We start from the raw sequence: 14184 nt of genomic DNA, 5'->3' as shown, positions 1-14184 counted from the left end.
CCGCCACCTCGCAGGAGGTGGCGGGGCGTCGTCGTTCACGGCCCGTCGTGCGGCGCCGTGCTCCGCGGGCTCAGCCCACGCGGTGCAGCCAGCGCACCGGGGCGCCGGCGCCGGCGTAGCGGAACGGCTCGAGCTCGTCGTCCCAGGCGGTGCCGAGGGCGAGGTCGAGCGCCTCGCGCACGCCACGGCCGTCGTGCGCGGACTCCATCGCGGCCCGGACGCGGTCCTCCGGGACGACGACGTTGCCGTGCACGTCCGTCATGGCGTGGAAGATGCCGAGGTCAGGGGTGTGCGACCACCGCGCGCCGTCGGCGCCGTGGCTCGCCTCCTCCGTCACCTCGTAGCGCAGGTGGTCCCAGCCCCGCAGGGCAGAGGCCAACCGGGCACCCGTCCCCTGGGCGCCCTGCCACGAGTACTCGGCACGATAAAGTCCGCGCCCCGCCGGCTGGGCAGTCCAGTCCAGCGACACGCGTCCCCCGAGCACGTTGCCCGCCGCCCACTCGAGGTGAGGGCAGAGCGCACGGGGTGCCGAGTGCACGAACAGCACACCGCGGGTGATCGCACCAGCCATGTTGTCCTCCCTGGTTCCGAGGTCCGTCTTCCCCTACGTCCTCGAACCGGTAGGCCTGCTGGTCGGCGAGCTCCGACGGTGTGTCGTCTTGACACATCCTGCCCGATGGCGGGCCGAGGTGCGAGAGGAAACGCAGACTTGATGCTTCCTCTTGAGCACCCCTTGAGGAACTCAGAGGCGTTCGCGCAGCTCCCGCATGGCCTTCTTGCGCGCGGTGCGCTCGAGGCGGTCCAGGTAGAGCTTGCCGTCCAGGTGGTCGCACTCGTGCTGGAGGCAGCGCGCCATGAGGCCGGTGCCCTCGACCACGAGCTCGTTGCCGTCGAGGTCCGTGCCCACCACGCGGGCGTACCACGCGCGCGTGGTCGGGTACCAGAGCCCCGGCACCGACAGGCAGCCCTCGTCGCCGTCCTGGGTCTCCTCCGAGAGGTCCACGATCCGCGGGTTGAGCACGTAGCCGATCTCGTCGTCGACGTTCCAGGAGAACGCCCGCAGGCTCACGCCGATCTGGTTGGCCGCCAGGCCGGCCCGGCCGTCGGCGTCGACGGTCTCGACGAGGTCCTCCACGAGGGAGCGGACACGGTCGTCCACGGTGGTGATCTCGTCGCAGGGTGTGCGCAGCACGGGGTCGGGCAGCACCCGGATCTCTCGCATCGCCATGGCCCGCATTCTCCCACGTCGTGAACCGGTCGAGGCGCCGATTATCACGGTTTGATAACGTGCCGAGCGATGCTACGACCGATGACCGAGTCAACCACGACGCCTGCCCTCGACCCGGGCCGCGCCGAGGCACCGGCCGCAGGCCGTCCCCGCCTGGCCGCCCTCGACGGGCTGCGCTTCCTGGCCGCGATGGCGGTCCTCGCGTACCACTACGTGGCCGTGAACCACTCCGCCTGGGGCGCCCGCACGGACGAGTCGTTCCCGAACCTCCAGCCGGTGGCGGTGTTCGGGTCGTTCGGGGTCCAGCTGTTCTTCGTGATCAGCGGCTTCGTCATCCTCATGTCGGCCTGGGGACGGGACGTGCGGTCCTTCACCGCGTCCCGCGTCGGTCGCCTCTTCCCCGCCTACTGGCTCTCCGTGGCGGCCGTCGTGCTGCTGCTCGTGGTCGTCGCGCCCGGGCACAAGGACGTCGGTATCCCCGAGACGGCGGCCAACCTCACGATGGTCCAGCGGGCGTTCGGCGTCCAGGACATCGAGTCCGTGTACTGGACGCTGTGGGCCGAGCTGCGCTTCTACGTGCTCGTCGGGGTGCTCCTCGCGTTCGGGATGACGCGCAACCGCCTCGTCGCGTTCGCGGCGGTGTGGCCCGTCGCCGCCGCCGTCGCGGTCCAGTCGGGCAGCACGCTGGGGGCCACGGTGCTGGTCGGCACCGACGCCCCCCTGTTCGCCGGCGGCATGGTGCTCTTCCTGCTCACGAAGGAACGCCGGTCGCCGGTGCTGTGGTGCGTCCTGGGCCTCAACGTCGCCCTCGCGGGCGTGATGTCCGGCCGCAGCCAGTCGCTGCGGATCGCCACGAGCACCGACGTCACCGTCGGGCCGCAGACGTACTGGGTCGCGATCGTCGCCTGCTTCGCGCTCGTCGCCGCGGTCGCGCTCACCCGCCTCGACCGGCTGTCGTGGCGGTGGCTCACCGTCGTGGGCGCGCTGACCTACCCGCTGTACCTGCTGCACTCGTCCTGGGGGCAGTGGATGATCGGCAAGACCAGCCCGCACCTGCCCGCCGGAGCGACGTTCGCGATCGTCACCGTCGTCATGCTCGGGGTCGCCTACCTCGTCCACCGGTTCGTCGAGCGCCCCCTCGGGCCGTGGCTGCGCCGCGCCGTCGCGCGCGACCTCGAGCGTGCCGGTCGCGCGCTCGGCCACCGCGCTCGGGGGGCCCGTCCGGCTCAGGTCCCCGAGCCGGACGCCGCGTCCTCCAGGTAGGACTCCAGCACGTCGCGCAGCACCAGCGCCTGGTTGTGCTCCGTGTCGCGGGCCGAGTAGAGCAGCGTCAGACGCCGGTCCCCCGCGCCGAGCCCCGCCAGCTCGGGAACCTCCGGGTTGTCCGCGAGCTCGGCGCGGTAGCGGCGCTCGAACTCCTCGAACCGGTCCGGGTCGTGGTGGAACCACGTCCGCAGGTCCGTCGACGGAGCCACCTCCTTGCACCAGCGGTCGAGGCGGGCGTGGTCCTTGGAGATCCCCCGCGGCCAGAGCCGGTCCACGAGCACCCGCGCCCCGTCGTCCGGGCCGGGGTCGTCGTACACGCGCTTGACGGTGATGGTCACTCCCCCATGACACCGCGGTGGGCGGGGTGCCGCACGCTCGACGCCCGGGCGCCGGTATGCTCGCCGCGCGCCCCGTTAGCTCAGCTGGTCAGAGCAGGAGACTCATAATCTCTCGGTCGCGGGTTCAAGTCCTGCACGGGGCACCGACGGCGCCTCTCGCGCCACGTCTCACCAGGTCGCAGGGGGTACGACCGGACGGGCGGACCGGCTACGCTCCGGGGCCATGCTCCGCGTGCTGCCGATGCTGGCCTACCTCGCGCTCGTCGTCTACGCCCTCGTGGACGTCGTCCAGTCCGACGAGGAGGACGGCGGCGGCATCCAGAAGGGCTTCTGGATCCTCATCATCCTGCTGCTCCCGTTCGCGGGGTCGATCGCGTGGATCGTCGTGAGCCGGCGCGCCCGGGCGAACCGGCGTCCGGCGCCGCGGACCGGCTACCCCGCCGGCCCGGTGCCGGCAGCGCGGTACCCGGGCCGCCGTCGCACGTGGGAGACCGACGCCCCGTCCGCGGACCCCGACGACGACCCCGAGATGCGCTGGCTCATGGAGCAGGCGCGCCTCAAGCGTGAGCGCGAGCAGGCCGCGCAGGACCCGTCCCGGCCGGTGCAGGACGACGGGCAGGGCGCCGCGGGCTGACCCGCCGGGGTTCCCGGCCGGCCGGGCCCCACGCCCCGCGCGCGGTCGCTACGGTGGCGCCATGTGGTTCCGCCGCTCCCCCCTGCCCGACGACCTCCGACGCGCCCTCCCTCTGGCACGCGGGGAGCGGCTGCTCGCGTCCGCGCAGCTCGCCGACGACCGCTGGGCCGTGGCGACGACGGCGGACCTGGTCGTCGTCGGGCCCGCCGCGGGAGACGTCGTGACGCGGCGCCCGTGGTGCGACGTCGACCGTGGCGTGTTCGACCCCGAGCGCTCCGAGCTGGCGATCGAGTGGGTGGACGCCGCCCCGGACACGGTGCTGCGGCTCCTGGACGCCGAGCGCACGTCGTTCCCCCAGGCGCTGCGCGAGCGGGTCCAGTGGTCCGTGGTCCTGGCCGAGACGGTCGCGGTGCCCGGCGGCGACGTGAAGGTCGCCGTCCGGCGGACCGCGGACGGCCGGCTGTTCTCGCAGGCGATCGCCGGGCAGGGTGTCGACCTCGACGACCCGCGCGTCGCCCGAGTGGTGGACGCCACGGAGTCCAGGGTCCGGGGGGCGTCCGGACTACCCGTGTGAGCCTGGTATTGTTCTTCCCGGTTCGAAGGCCGCCGGCCGGACGACCACGCGATCCCGCGTAGCTCAGCTGGCAGAGCATCCGACTGTTAATCGGACGGTCGTTGGTTCAAGTCCAACCGCGGGAGCCGACCGACACGACGCCCCGCAGCCGCCTTGTGCAGCTGCGGGGCGTCGTCGTCTGCCAGCGAGCTCAGACTGACGCCCGTGCGCACGTCCGGCGTGCCGGGTCCTCGCTGTCCGGCGGTTCGAGACCGCACTGCACGGCGTGCGTCTGCCGCTCTCTCACCGCTGCCGGTGGTCCTCGCCATGCTTCGCGGCGACGCCCCACCAGGCCAGCCCGACGACCAGCACGCCCGGTAGCGCCCAGGCGAGCGTCCGGTTGCGCCGACGCCGCCGAGCCTCCCGCGCACGTTCCAGCTCGAGCAGCTCACGCACAGGGTCCAGGTCCATGCGGCCGACCGTACCTCAGGTCACCCGCGCCACAGGACGGCGCCCTGTCCCGGGCATGGTCGCTCCGGGCACTCGCCGGCCCGCAGCGGTCGGGCGGCGGGTCAGAGCGTGAGCAGGCGCTCGAGGAGGTGCGGTGCGAGCGGGTCGTCCGTGGCGAGGACGACCCGGGTGCGCGCGCCGAGCACGTCGGGGTACCCGGCGTACCGGCCGCGCAGGTCGCAGACCGTCTGGCCGCGGCCCGGGCCGTCGGTGGCGTCGACGACGACGGGCACGCGCGGCGCCACGGTCGGCATCACGCCGCCCACCGCGATGGCCGCGGCCAGGGGGTCGTGCAGCGCCGAGCAGCGCCGGCCGAACGTGGCCACGTGGAAGCCGAAGTACAGGTCCAGCACCTCGCCGAGCCGCGGGGCCAGCGCGGTGCCCGCCTCGAGCAGCTCCTTGCGGTCCGACTCCTCGAACAGGTTCGCCATCGTGACGTCGAGGGGCACGAGGGTGACGTCCCAGTCCGCGGCGAGCGCCTCCGCGGCCGCCTCGGGGTCGCACGCGACGTTCGCCTCGGCGACCGGCGACACGTTGCCCGGGTGCAGGGCCGCACCGCCCATCACCGTGACGTCGAGGACCCGCTCGGGAAGCGTGGGGTCCGCCCGCAGCGCGAGGGCGAGATTGGTGAGCGGGCCGACGGCGACGACGCGCAACCGCCCGGCGTGCTCGTGCGACAGCCGCAGGAGCAGCTCCACCGCGGACTCGGCAACCGGAGCGTCGCCGGACGCGGGGAGCACCACGTCCCCGACACCGTTGCGTCCGTGGACGCCCGGCGCCCCGCCTCTGTAGACCCCCCGCAGCGGGTCGTGCGCGCCGACGGCGACCGGCACGCCGGCGGCGCCCCCGAGCGCCAGGAGGTCCAGAGTGTTCGCCGCGGCCTGCGGGGCGTCGACGTTCCCATGGACGCTCCCCACCCCGACCAGGTCGATCTCCGGGGAGGCGAGCAGGTAGGCGAGGGCGAGCGAGTCGTCGACCCCGGTGTCGCAGTCGAGGTAGAGCGGTGCGGGGCTGACGGGCGAGGTCGTGGTCACGGCGGGTCCTTCGGTGTGGTGGGAGCTGGGTCCAGTGTCGCGTATCGCGGCGCCCTCCCTCGCCGCGCGGGAATACCCGCCCCGGGCGACGGGCTTGTGCCTCACGTGCCCACGACCGGTCATGCCTCTGTCGGCCTGCGCTCCGAGCGCGGCCCCATCCTGCTGTCCCTGATGCTCTCGACGGCGCTCGTCGCGCTCGACGCCACGATCATCGCCACCGCCTCGGCGACCATCGCGCGCGAGCTCGGCGGCTTCGACCAGCTGCCCTGGCTGTTCTCCGTGTACCTGCTCGCGCAGGCCGTGAGCACCCCGGTGTTCGGGCGCCTCGCGGACGTGCTGGGCCGCAAGCGGCTGATGCTGGCCGGCGTCGGGCTGTTCTTCGTCGGGTCCGTGCTCGCGGGGGCCGCGCCGACGATGGGCGTGCTCATCGCGGGCCGCGCGCTGCAGGGCCTCGGCGCGGGTGCCGTCATGCCGGTCTCGATGACGATCGCCGCGGACATCTACACCCTCGAGGAGCGGGCCAAGACGCAGGGCTACCTCGCGTCCGTGTGGGCGATCTCCGCCGTCGTCGGTCCCACGCTCGGCGGCGTGTTCTCCCAGTTCACCAGCTGGCGCTGGATCTTCTGGGTGAACATCCCGCTGTGCGCGCTCGCCGCCTGGATGCTGGCACGCCGTTACCGCGAGGCCCCGCGCACCGGAGAGCGGGAGCCGATCGACTACCTCGGCGCCGCGCTGCTCGCGGGCGGCAGCACCATGCTGCTGCTCGGGCTGCTCGAGGGCGGCACGCGGTGGGCCTGGGGCTCGCTGCCGTCACTCGTCGTCTTCTCCGTCGCGCTGCTGCTGCTCGTCGCGTTCGTCGTGCAGGCCCGCCGCACGCGGCACCCGATCGTGGACCTCGCCATCCTGCGCCGCCGGGTGGTCGGGGTGTCGACCACGGTCTCGCTGCTCGTCGGCGTCGTCGTGCTCGCCCTGTCCACCTACGTGCCGATCTACGCCCAGGGCGTGCTGGGCACGGGGCCGCTCGTGGCCGGCTTCGCGCTGGCGGCGATGACCGTGGGCTGGCCGCTGTCGGCGTCCAACGCCGGCCGCTTCTACCTGCGGATCGGCTTCCGGTACACGGCCGTGATCGGCACCTCGCTCGTCGTGGTCGGCACGGCGCTCACGCTGCTGCTCGCCTCCGGGACGTCGGTGCTCGCCGTCGCGGGCGCGTGCTTCGTCATCGGCACGGGCATGGGCCTGACGGCCGTGCCGACGCTGATCGCCGCGCAGTCGCAGGCGTCGTTCACGGAGCGCGGCGCGGTGACCGGTACCAACATGTTCGCCCGCTCCCTCGGCTCGGCCGTGGGCGTCGCCGTCTGCGGCGCGATCGTCAACGCGCGCACCACCCTCGGCCCGGACGGCACCCCGGTCGGCCCGGGGCTCATGGCGGCGATCCATCTCGTGTTCGTGCTGCTGGTCGGTGTGGCCGCGGTGCTGGTCGTGCTCGCCGCGCTCATGCCCGCCGACCTGCAGGAGGCCCGCGAGCGCCGGGCCCGCGCCGAGGCGGCCGCCTGACCGGTCACCGGCCGGCACCGGCTCGTCACGGCAGGGCGGGCGGCGTCCAGCCCATGACGGCGCGGGCGCCGCGCGTGACGGCAGAGCTGGGCACGCGCCGCATCACCGCGTTGCGCAGCCCCTGCCAGCGCGGGCCCAGGTGGGAGCCGAACCGGCCGCTGCTCACCGACGCCCGAGCGAGCGCCCGGCACCGGGGCCGGCGGGCGGCGTCGTACGCCGCGAGCGCCGCGCCGAGCGGCTGCCCCGCCGCGACGCCGGCGGCCACGATCCGGCCCACGCACACGCCGTCCTCGAGGGCGGTGGCGGCGCCCTGCCCCATCGTCGGGAGCGTGGCGTGCGCCGCGTCGCCGACCATGACGACGCGGCCCCGCGCGTAGCGCGGCAGGCCGCCGGGAAGGTGCAGCACGTCGTGCCGGACGACGGCCTCGGACGGCGTCGCGGAGATCACCCGCCGCACCTCCTCGGCCCAGCCCCGGAACCGGTCGTCGGCTGCGCCGAGCTCGTCGTCCAGGCGCGTGCCCTCGGGCATCCGCACGTACCCGTACCAGTAGGTCGCGCCGCCCGAGACCGGCATCGTGCCGAACTCGGCGTGCGGCCCCCAGTACTGCAGCAGGCCAGGCCCTGCCGACAGCCCCGGCACGACCGCGCGCCAGCTCGAGTACCCCGAGTACACGGGCCGTCGCGCGGGGAACAGGGCGGCGCGCACGGCGCTGCGCACGCCGTCGGCGCCGACGACCAGGTCGGCGTCCCGTGCCTGCGCCGTCTCGGCACCGTCCGTGTGGTGCACCACGGCGCGCTCCCCGTCCGGGGCGCCCCCGGCGACGGTCGTGACGCGGGCGTCCGTGACGACCTCGACGCCGAGCGCGCGGGCCCGGTCCAGGAGGGCGCCGTGCAGACGGGCGCGGTGCACGCCGCGCAGGGCGGTGGCCGCGCGCAGGCCGGGGTCGCCGGGCAGGCGCAGGATCGGCCGACCGTGCCAGTCCCACGTGCCTGTGGCCCAGGTGCGCGGCCCGAGGCCCGCGACGGCGTCGTCGTCGAACCCGAGGCCGCCCAGCGCGGCGACCGCGTTGGGCGTGAGCGCCACCCCGGCGCCCACCTCGCCCAGCTCGCCCGCCCGCTCGAGCACGGTCGTGCCCCAGCCCGCCTCCGCCAGCGCGACGGCGGACGCCAGCCCGCCGATGCCGCCGCCGACCACGACCGCCGTCCCTGCCATGCCGTCCTCCAGCCTCGATCGATACCACTACGTGCGTGGTGGTATCGATCTTGCCATACTGACGCCCGTGCCCCGGACCAACCCCGAGCGACGCCGCGCCCTGACCGACGCCGCCATCGCGCTGCTCGTCGACGCCGGGGTGCACGGCCTCAGCCACCGCTCGGTCGAGCGCGCCGCCGGGCTCCCCGCCGGCACCGCCGCGAACTACTTCCGGGGCCGCGAGGAGCTGCTGGTCGCCACGGCGCAGCGCGTCGTGGAGCTGCACCTCGCCGACGCCCGTGCCGCGACGGAGGCGTCGGTCGCGGCCCGGCCGCCGGGCACCGGCCCGCTCGACGGTCGGGACTCCCCCGGCTCCCGGGCCGGGACCCTCGAGCGGATGACCGACCTCCTCGCCACCTCCCTGCTCGACGCCGCGACCCGTCACCGCGACCGCTACCTCGCGATCGCCGAGCTCCAGCTCGAGGCCCGCCGCCGGCCCGCGCTCGCCGCGGCCCTGGCCGGGCTGGCGACCCAGGCGTCCGACCTCACCGCCGCGATGCACGCCGACACCGGCCTCGACGTCGACCCGGCGGCGGTGCCCACGCTGGTCCTGCTGTACGGCGGGGCGCTGCTCACCCTCGTCACGGGCGCCGTGCCCGTCGACGCCGCCACCACCCGCCGGCTCGCGCGCGCCATGGTGCACGGCAGCCTGGCGCCGGACGACCGGCCGGACCCGTGACCGGAAACCGCTGGAGGCGACGCGGCGCCCGCTGCTAGCCTGCCTGAGGCCGTGCGAGACAGAGCAAGGAGGTGGTACCCGTGAACGGATCGACACAGGTGCTCCTCCGCGGAGTCATGGTCGGGCGATAGGTCGCCCGGGAGCGCCGTTCGCTCAGCACTCCCGAAAGGCACGACCATGCACGCCACACCGAGCTCGACGCCGAGCACCACCCTGACCTTCACCACCGAGCAGCCGCTCGACGACGGTGTCCTCGAGCGCCGCTTCACCCTCAACGACGTCCCCGGCATCCTCTGGACGCCGCCGTCCGCCACGCCGTCGGCCCCCGCTCCCCTGATCCTGCTCGGCCAGCCCGGCGGCCTCGGCATGGACCGGATGTACCCCCGGCTGGTGGGTCGTGCCCGGCACGCCGCCTCCGCCGGCATCGCGACGGTCGCCCTCGAGGGCCCCGGCAACGGCGACCGGCCCCCGCTCCCCGGCGCCGACCAGGCACGAGCGGACCTGCGGACGACACTCGCCGCCGGCGAGCCGGTCCCCGACGACCTCGTCGACCGGCTGGTCCTCCCGCTGGTCGACCAGGCGGCCCCGGAGTGGCAGGCGGCTCTCGACGCGCTGCTCGCCCTGCCCGGTATCGCCGGGCCCGTCGGGTACTCGGGCGGGCTCATCGCCCTCGGCGTCCGGCTGGCGCTGGTCGAGCCGCGCATCGTGGCCGCCGGCCTGTTCGCCGGGAGCTACGTGCCCCGGGCCACGTTCAAGGAGGCCCGACGGGTCACGATCCCCGTGCACGTGCTGCTGCAGTGGGACGACGAGGGCAACGACCGCCAGGCCGCCCTCGACCTCTTCGACGCCCTCGGCTCGACGGAGAAGACGCTGCAGGCCAACCTGGGCGGCCACACGGGCGTCCCGGCGTTCGCGGGCGACGACGCCGGGCGCTTCTTCGTCCGGCACCTGCGGTGAGCCGGCCTGCGGTGGGCCGACCTGCACGGTGACCTGACACGGTGACCTGACCTGACACCGCGGCTCCCGTCCGCCGGCCGCTAGGGTCGGCGGATGGGAGTCCTGTCGGCGCAGGGGCCGGAGACCGTGCTCGAGACCGAGCGGCTGCTGCTGCGGCCCTGGCGCGTCCGGGAGGCCGTCGTCCAGCGCGAGCTGTGGGCCGAGCGCGACCCCCGCGTCCCGCCGCACCGCCGCCTCGACGACGACGGCCACCCCACGCTCGAAGAGATCGAGGGCTGGATCCGCGACGGCTCCCGCGCGCCAGGACTCGGCCTGCTGGCCGTGGAGCGTCGAGGCGAGGGCGACGTGATCGGGTACTGCGGGCTGATCGACGGCGCCGTCGGGCCCCACGAGCCGGAGGTGGCCTACGAGCTGCTCCGGCGCGCCTGGGGCGTCGGGTACGCGACGGAGGCCGCGGAGGCCGTCGTCGGCTGGGCGCGGGAGTCGGGTCACCGGCGCCTGTGGTCGACCGTCCGCGACTGGAACGTCGCGTCCCTGCGGGTGCTGGCCAAGGTCGGCTTCGCGGAGTCCGGCCGCGTGGAGCCGGACCCCGTCCACGGCGACTCGCTGTTCCTCACGCGGACCCTGTGACGGGCCGGAGCGGCGTCAGGAGCCGGCGCGCTCCCGCAGCGTACGCCGCTGCTGCTCGATGGCGAGCAGGTCGGTGAACGCCTGCTGGTAGGCCTCGGGGTCCTTCTCCTGGTCGAGGCGCTGCAGGCGGCTCTTCGCGTCCGCGATCCGGCGCGTGAGGCCGAGGTCCACGAGGGCGCGCACGACGTCGGCCACGTACGCCCCGATGACCGACTCGCGGTCCTCCGGCACGGGCGCGACCGCGAGCTCGGTGACCAGCGGCGCGACCGTCTCGGGCGCCTGCTCGGTCACGGTCTCCACCCACCGGCCACCGCCCACCTCGCGGCCGGCCGCGACGCCGCCCGCGGCGCGCACGGCGTCGTGCACCGCGCGCCAGGCGGGGACGCCGAACGCGTCCTCGCCGAGCTCGTCGAACGACGCCGGCACGTGCTGCGGGTACTGCAGGACGACGATCAGCGCCTGGCGCTCCAGCCGGGCGACGGGGTCGCGCGGGTCGGGCGCGGCGAGGACGGGCGTCGCCGGGGCGGCCTCGGGCCCGTGGTGCCCGTCGCGGCGCTGGTCGTGACGCTGGTCATGACGCTGGTCGTGGCGAGCGCCGCGCGACGGCGTCGACGCGGCGCGCGCGACCTCGCGGCGGACGTCCTCCGTGTCGATGCCGATCCAGCGCGCGAGCGAGCGGGAGTAGCCCAGCTGCATCGACCGGTCCCGGATCCCCGCGACCAGCGGTGCGGCGGCCCGCAGCGCCCCGACGCGCCCCTCGACCGTGTCGAGGTCGAACGTGTCGAGGGTGGTGCGGATGACGAACTCGAACAGCGGCTGGCGCCCGTCGACCAGCGCCCGCACCGCCTCGGGGCCGCGGGCCATGCGCAGCTCGCACGGGTCCATGCCGCCGGGCTCGACGGCGACGAACGTCTGGGCATGGAACCGCTGGTCCTCGCCGAACGCGCGCACGGCGGCCTTCTGCCCGGCGGCATCGCCGTCGAACGTGAAGATCACCTCGCCGCCCAGGGACGCCCCCGACGCGAGCTGCAGGCCACCGCCCGCCGTGGTGTCGCCGAGCAGGCGGCGCACCACCTTGGCGTGGTCGCCGCCGAACGCGGTGCCGCAGGTCGCCACCGCCGAGTCCACCCCGGACAGGTGGGCGGCCATGACGTCGGTGTACCCCTCGACGATCACGACCCGCTTGCCCTGCGCGATGGACTTCTTGGCCAGGTCGATCCCGTACAGCACCTGGGACTTCTTGTAGAGCGACGTCTCGGGGGTGTTGAGGTACTTGGGGCCCTGGTCGTCGTCGTACAGGCGGCGGGCGCCGAAGCCGATCACCGCGCCCGTGACGTCGCGGATCGGCCACACGAGGCGACCGCGGAACCGGTCGTAGATGCCGCGCTGCCCCTGGCTGACCAGCCCGGACGCGACGAGCTCCGCCTGCGTGAAGCCGCGGCCCTGCAGGTGGCGCAGCAGCGCGTCCCAGCCCGTCGGGGCGTAGCCCACGCCGAAGCGCTCGGCGTCGGCGCGGTCGAAGCTGCGCTCCGCGAGGAACGCCCGGCCGGCCTGCGCCCCCGGGCCGAAGAGCTGCTCGGAGTAGAACTCGGCGGCCACCTTGTGCGCCTCGATCAGGCGCTGCCGCCGGCCGGGCTCCTCGCGCGGGCCGCGGTCGGCGGCGGCGCCCGTGCGGGAGTCCTCGTAGCGCAGCTGCACGCCCGCGCGGTCGGCCAGGTACTCGACGGCGTCGGTGAAGCCCATCCCGTCGATCTTCTGCACGAACGAGATGACGTCGCCGCCCTCGCCGCAGCCGAAGCAGTGCCAGCGCCCGACGCCGGGGCGCACGTGGAACGACGGCGTGCGCTCGTCGTGGAAGGGGCATAGGCCCTTGAGCGAGCCGACGCCGGCGGGCTTGAGGGTGACGTGGGCGGAGACGATCTCCTCGATCCGTGCGCGCTCCCGTACCGCCTCGACGTCCTCGCGCTTGATCAGTCCCGCCACGGCGCTCAGTCTATGTGTGGTCTATGCGCGCCCCGACGTGACCAGGTCGGCCGCCGCCCGGGACGCGGCGCACCGCCGCGCGTAGACGGCGGGCGTGGTGCCGAGGGCGCGCGCGAAGTCGACGCCGAGGTGCGCCTGGTCGTAGTAGCCGACGGCGGCGGCGAGGTCGGCGAGCGGCATCGCGGGGTCCGCCGCGAGCAGGTCGGCGGCGAGGTGCACGCGGTGGCGTTGCAGCACCCACTTGGGGCTGACGCCGACCCAGTCGGCGAAGAGCCGTTGCAGCGAGCGCGGCGTCGTCCCGACCAGCGCGGCGAGGTCCGCGACCCCCGCGTCCGGCCCCAGCTCCCCCGCCACCACCGCGCCGAGGACCCGGGCGACGCGGTCGAGGGCCACGGCGGACCGGGGCGTGCGCCGTGCGGCGGCCGCGGCCCGCAGCACCGGGGTGACGGCCGCGACCGCCGCCGCGTCGTCCCCGGCGCGCGCGGCGGCCACCGCCCGGCGACCGGCCTCCTCGACGTCGGACGCCGACGGTCCACGCACGCCGGGCAGCGCGGCCGCCGCGGGCACCACGAGCCCGGGGCGCAGGGCGCCGGGCCCTCCGACCAGCACGCGCAGCGCCCCGGGCCGCAGCTTGGTGCCGAGCACCGCGCCCGAACCCCGCAGCGTCCGCGAGAACAACCCGCCGGGGATCCCGTGCACGGCGAACCCGTCGGCCTCGGCCACCACGTTCGCGCTCGGGTGCGGGATCACCACCTGGGTGAACTCCGCGCCGGCCGGCAGGTCCCAGCGGACCACCCAGTGGCGCTCCACGAGGTCCGCGAGGTCGGGCGCCGGGTCCAGGCGCACGAGCTCGAACCCGCCGCGCGCCGCCGCCGGGTCCACCAGCCCTCGGGTGGTCGCCGTCGGGCCCCGCGAGCGGGCCCCGCCCGCACCTGGTTCGAACACCTGTCGCATTCCTCCAAGACTGCCCCCACCCGCCGACACCAGCATGGGGAGCGAACGCCGGGACCGCCCGGACGCACGCTGGAGGGAGAGCCATGGACCTGTCACCGCTGCACCCGAACCTCACGGTCGCCGACCCGCGCGCCGCCATCGACTTCTACGTCGCCGGCCTCGGCGCCGAGGTGATCGACACGATCACCGCGGGCGACGCGATCATCCACTCCGACCTGCGGATCTCGACCGCCCAGGGCAGCTCGACCTTCACCGTGGCCGCCGCGTTCCCGGCCGAGGGCGCCGTGGCGCCGGAGCAGGACGGCGCGACCACCGGCTCGTTCACCCTCTACGTGGACGACGCCGACGGCGCCCACGCCCGCGCGGTCGCCGCGGGCGCGACGAGCACGCAGGAGCCCGGCGACTGGTTCCCGGGCTTCCGGCAGGCGGCCGTGCGCTGCCCGGCCGGGCACCGCTGGTTCTTCGCCCAGGTGGCGGACGACGTCACGCCCGCGGACGTCCAGCGCGCCAGCGACGCGTGGATGGCCGAGCAGTCCTGACGGTGCCGCACCCGCGGGTCAGCGTCGCCGGACGAGCCGGTCGTGCCACTGCAGGGCCGAGACGTCCGTGAGC

The 14184-nt window shown here is 75.1% G+C and carries 16 protein-coding genes and 2 tRNA genes; 10 read left to right on the top strand and 8 right to left on the bottom strand.

Going from position 1 to position 14184, the window contains the following annotated elements; all coding sequences use genetic code 11:
- Positions 1–70 precede the first annotated feature (70 nt).
- Together ACFUVW_RS14090 and def are read right to left on the bottom strand one after the other, a co-directional pair.
- The gene (locus ACFUVW_RS14090; RefSeq protein WP_429732474.1) at positions 71–571 is read right to left on the bottom strand and encodes a DUF3145 domain-containing protein; all 501 of its coding nucleotides are present in this window, start codon (positions 569–571) and stop codon (positions 71–73) included.
- A 171-nt stretch (positions 572–742) separates the two neighbouring features.
- A complete protein-coding gene (gene def / locus ACFUVW_RS14085; RefSeq protein WP_430571953.1) occupies positions 743–1228 on the bottom strand; it encodes a peptide deformylase in 486 nt (161 codons plus the stop codon).
- Positions 1229–1309: 81 nt separating this feature from the next.
- Between def and ACFUVW_RS14080 the strand changes: the two genes are divergently transcribed.
- Positions 1310–2491, top strand: a complete 1182-nt coding sequence (locus ACFUVW_RS14080) for an acyltransferase family protein (RefSeq protein WP_430571952.1) — start codon at positions 1310–1312, stop codon at positions 2489–2491.
- Here ACFUVW_RS14080 and ACFUVW_RS14075 read toward each other — a convergent pair.
- A complete protein-coding gene (locus ACFUVW_RS14075) occupies positions 2455–2832 on the bottom strand; it encodes a DUF488 domain-containing protein (protein WP_430571951.1) in 378 nt (125 codons plus the stop codon). The two genes, ACFUVW_RS14080 and ACFUVW_RS14075, sit on opposite strands and share 37 nt — an antisense overlap.
- A 69-nt stretch (positions 2833–2901) precedes the next feature.
- Between ACFUVW_RS14075 and ACFUVW_RS14070 the strand changes: the two genes are divergently transcribed.
- The 4 genes from ACFUVW_RS14070 to ACFUVW_RS14055 all read left to right on the top strand — a co-directional run bounded on the left by ACFUVW_RS14070 (position 2902) and on the right by ACFUVW_RS14055 (position 4165).
- Positions 2902–2975, top strand: a tRNA-Ile gene (locus tag ACFUVW_RS14070).
- Positions 2976–3055: 80 nt separating this feature from the next.
- On the top strand, positions 3056–3466 hold the full coding sequence (locus tag ACFUVW_RS14065) for a PLD nuclease N-terminal domain-containing protein (RefSeq protein ID WP_430571950.1): 411 nt from the start codon (positions 3056–3058) through the stop codon (positions 3464–3466).
- Between the two features lie 61 nt (positions 3467–3527).
- On the top strand, positions 3528–4040 hold the full coding sequence (locus ACFUVW_RS14060; RefSeq protein ID WP_430571949.1) for a hypothetical protein: 513 nt from the start codon (positions 3528–3530) through the stop codon (positions 4038–4040).
- Between the two features lie 52 nt (positions 4041–4092).
- Positions 4093–4165, top strand: a tRNA-Asn gene (locus ACFUVW_RS14055).
- Positions 4166–4322: 157 nt separating this feature from the next.
- Here the strand turns inward: ACFUVW_RS14055 and ACFUVW_RS14050 are convergent.
- Together ACFUVW_RS14050 and ACFUVW_RS14045 are read right to left on the bottom strand one after the other, a co-directional pair.
- Complete coding sequence (locus tag ACFUVW_RS14050; protein WP_430571948.1) at positions 4323–4490, bottom strand: hypothetical protein; 168 nt, start codon at positions 4488–4490, stop codon at positions 4323–4325.
- Positions 4491–4591: 101 nt separating this feature from the next.
- Complete coding sequence (locus tag ACFUVW_RS14045; RefSeq protein WP_430571947.1) at positions 4592–5563, bottom strand: nucleoside hydrolase; 972 nt, start codon at positions 5561–5563, stop codon at positions 4592–4594.
- 105 nt (positions 5564–5668) lie between these two features.
- Here ACFUVW_RS14045 and ACFUVW_RS14040 point away from each other — a divergent pair, with 105 nt between their 5' ends.
- Positions 5669–7117 carry an MDR family MFS transporter gene (locus ACFUVW_RS14040; RefSeq protein ID WP_430571946.1) on the top strand — a complete coding sequence of 483 codons (1449 nt, stop codon included), beginning with the start codon at positions 5669–5671 and terminating at the stop codon, positions 7115–7117.
- A 25-nt stretch (positions 7118–7142) separates the two neighbouring features.
- Here ACFUVW_RS14040 and ACFUVW_RS14035 read toward each other — a convergent pair whose 3' ends face one another.
- The gene (locus ACFUVW_RS14035; protein ID WP_430571945.1) at positions 7143–8330 is read right to left on the bottom strand and encodes an FAD-dependent monooxygenase; all 1188 of its coding nucleotides are present in this window, start codon (positions 8328–8330) and stop codon (positions 7143–7145) included.
- 67 nt (positions 8331–8397) lie between these two features.
- Here ACFUVW_RS14035 and ACFUVW_RS14030 point away from each other — a divergent pair, with 67 nt between their 5' ends.
- The 3 genes from ACFUVW_RS14030 to ACFUVW_RS14020 all read left to right on the top strand — a co-directional run bounded on the left by ACFUVW_RS14030 (position 8398) and on the right by ACFUVW_RS14020 (position 10635).
- A complete protein-coding gene (locus ACFUVW_RS14030; RefSeq protein ID WP_430571944.1) occupies positions 8398–9048 on the top strand; it encodes a TetR/AcrR family transcriptional regulator in 651 nt (216 codons plus the stop codon).
- 177 nt (positions 9049–9225) lie between these two features.
- Complete coding sequence (locus tag ACFUVW_RS14025) at positions 9226–10005, top strand: alpha/beta hydrolase (RefSeq protein WP_430571943.1); 780 nt, start codon at positions 9226–9228, stop codon at positions 10003–10005.
- Positions 10006–10098: 93 nt separating this feature from the next.
- Positions 10099–10635 (top strand): GNAT family N-acetyltransferase, encoded by a 537-nt coding sequence (locus tag ACFUVW_RS14020; RefSeq protein ID WP_430571942.1) that lies wholly within the window; start codon positions 10099–10101, stop codon positions 10633–10635.
- Positions 10636–10650: 15 nt separating this feature from the next.
- Here the strand turns inward: ACFUVW_RS14020 and dnaG are convergent, their stop codons facing one another.
- Positions 10651–12618: a DNA primase gene (dnaG, locus tag ACFUVW_RS14015; RefSeq protein WP_430571941.1), complete on the bottom strand. Its 1968-nt coding sequence runs from the start codon at positions 12616–12618 to the stop codon at positions 10651–10653.
- A gap of 21 nt (positions 12619–12639) precedes the next feature.
- The gene (locus tag ACFUVW_RS14010; protein WP_430571940.1) at positions 12640–13563 is read right to left on the bottom strand and encodes a helix-turn-helix domain-containing protein; all 924 of its coding nucleotides are present in this window, start codon (positions 13561–13563) and stop codon (positions 12640–12642) included.
- 92 nt (positions 13564–13655) lie between these two features.
- Here ACFUVW_RS14010 and ACFUVW_RS14005 point away from each other — a divergent pair, with 92 nt between their 5' ends.
- Positions 13656–14111 (top strand): VOC family protein, encoded by a 456-nt coding sequence (locus ACFUVW_RS14005; RefSeq protein ID WP_430571939.1) that lies wholly within the window; start codon positions 13656–13658, stop codon positions 14109–14111.
- Positions 14112–14184: the final 73 nt, after the last annotated feature.

Origin of the sequence: Isoptericola sp. NPDC057391 (assembly GCF_042668085.1) — a bacterium.
In the GTDB taxonomy this organism is placed as follows: Bacteria; Actinomycetota; Actinomycetes; order Actinomycetales; family Cellulomonadaceae; genus Isoptericola.
The sequence above is the reverse complement of the archived record's forward strand: the minus strand, read 5'-3'. Positions and strand labels throughout refer to the sequence as shown.

What these genes read in the sequence shown, in the direction of transcription:
- ACFUVW_RS14025 (WP_430571943.1), top strand. Translation starts at nt 9,226, where the DNA reads ATGCACGCCACACCGAGCTCGACGCCGAGCACCACCCTGACCTTCACC.
- ACFUVW_RS14005 (WP_430571939.1), top strand. Translation starts at nt 13,656, where the DNA reads ATGGACCTGTCACCGCTGCACCCGAACCTCACGGTCGCCGACCCGCGC.
- ACFUVW_RS14090 (WP_429732474.1), bottom strand. Translation starts at nt 571, where the DNA reads ATGGCTGGTGCGATCACCCGCGGTGTGCTGTTCGTGCACTCGGCACCC.
- def (WP_430571953.1), bottom strand. Translation starts at nt 1,228, where the DNA reads ATGGCGATGCGAGAGATCCGGGTGCTGCCCGACCCCGTGCTGCGCACA.
- ACFUVW_RS14060 (WP_430571949.1), top strand. Translation starts at nt 3,528, where the DNA reads ATGTGGTTCCGCCGCTCCCCCCTGCCCGACGACCTCCGACGCGCCCTC.
- ACFUVW_RS14035 (WP_430571945.1), bottom strand. Translation starts at nt 8,330, where the DNA reads ATGGCAGGGACGGCGGTCGTGGTCGGCGGCGGCATCGGCGGGCTGGCG.
- ACFUVW_RS14080 (WP_430571952.1), top strand. Translation starts at nt 1,310, where the DNA reads ATGACCGAGTCAACCACGACGCCTGCCCTCGACCCGGGCCGCGCCGAG.
- ACFUVW_RS14050 (WP_430571948.1), bottom strand. Translation starts at nt 4,490, where the DNA reads ATGGACCTGGACCCTGTGCGTGAGCTGCTCGAGCTGGAACGTGCGCGG.
- ACFUVW_RS14020 (WP_430571942.1), top strand. Translation starts at nt 10,099, where the DNA reads ATGGGAGTCCTGTCGGCGCAGGGGCCGGAGACCGTGCTCGAGACCGAG.
- ACFUVW_RS14065 (WP_430571950.1), top strand. Translation starts at nt 3,056, where the DNA reads ATGCTCCGCGTGCTGCCGATGCTGGCCTACCTCGCGCTCGTCGTCTAC.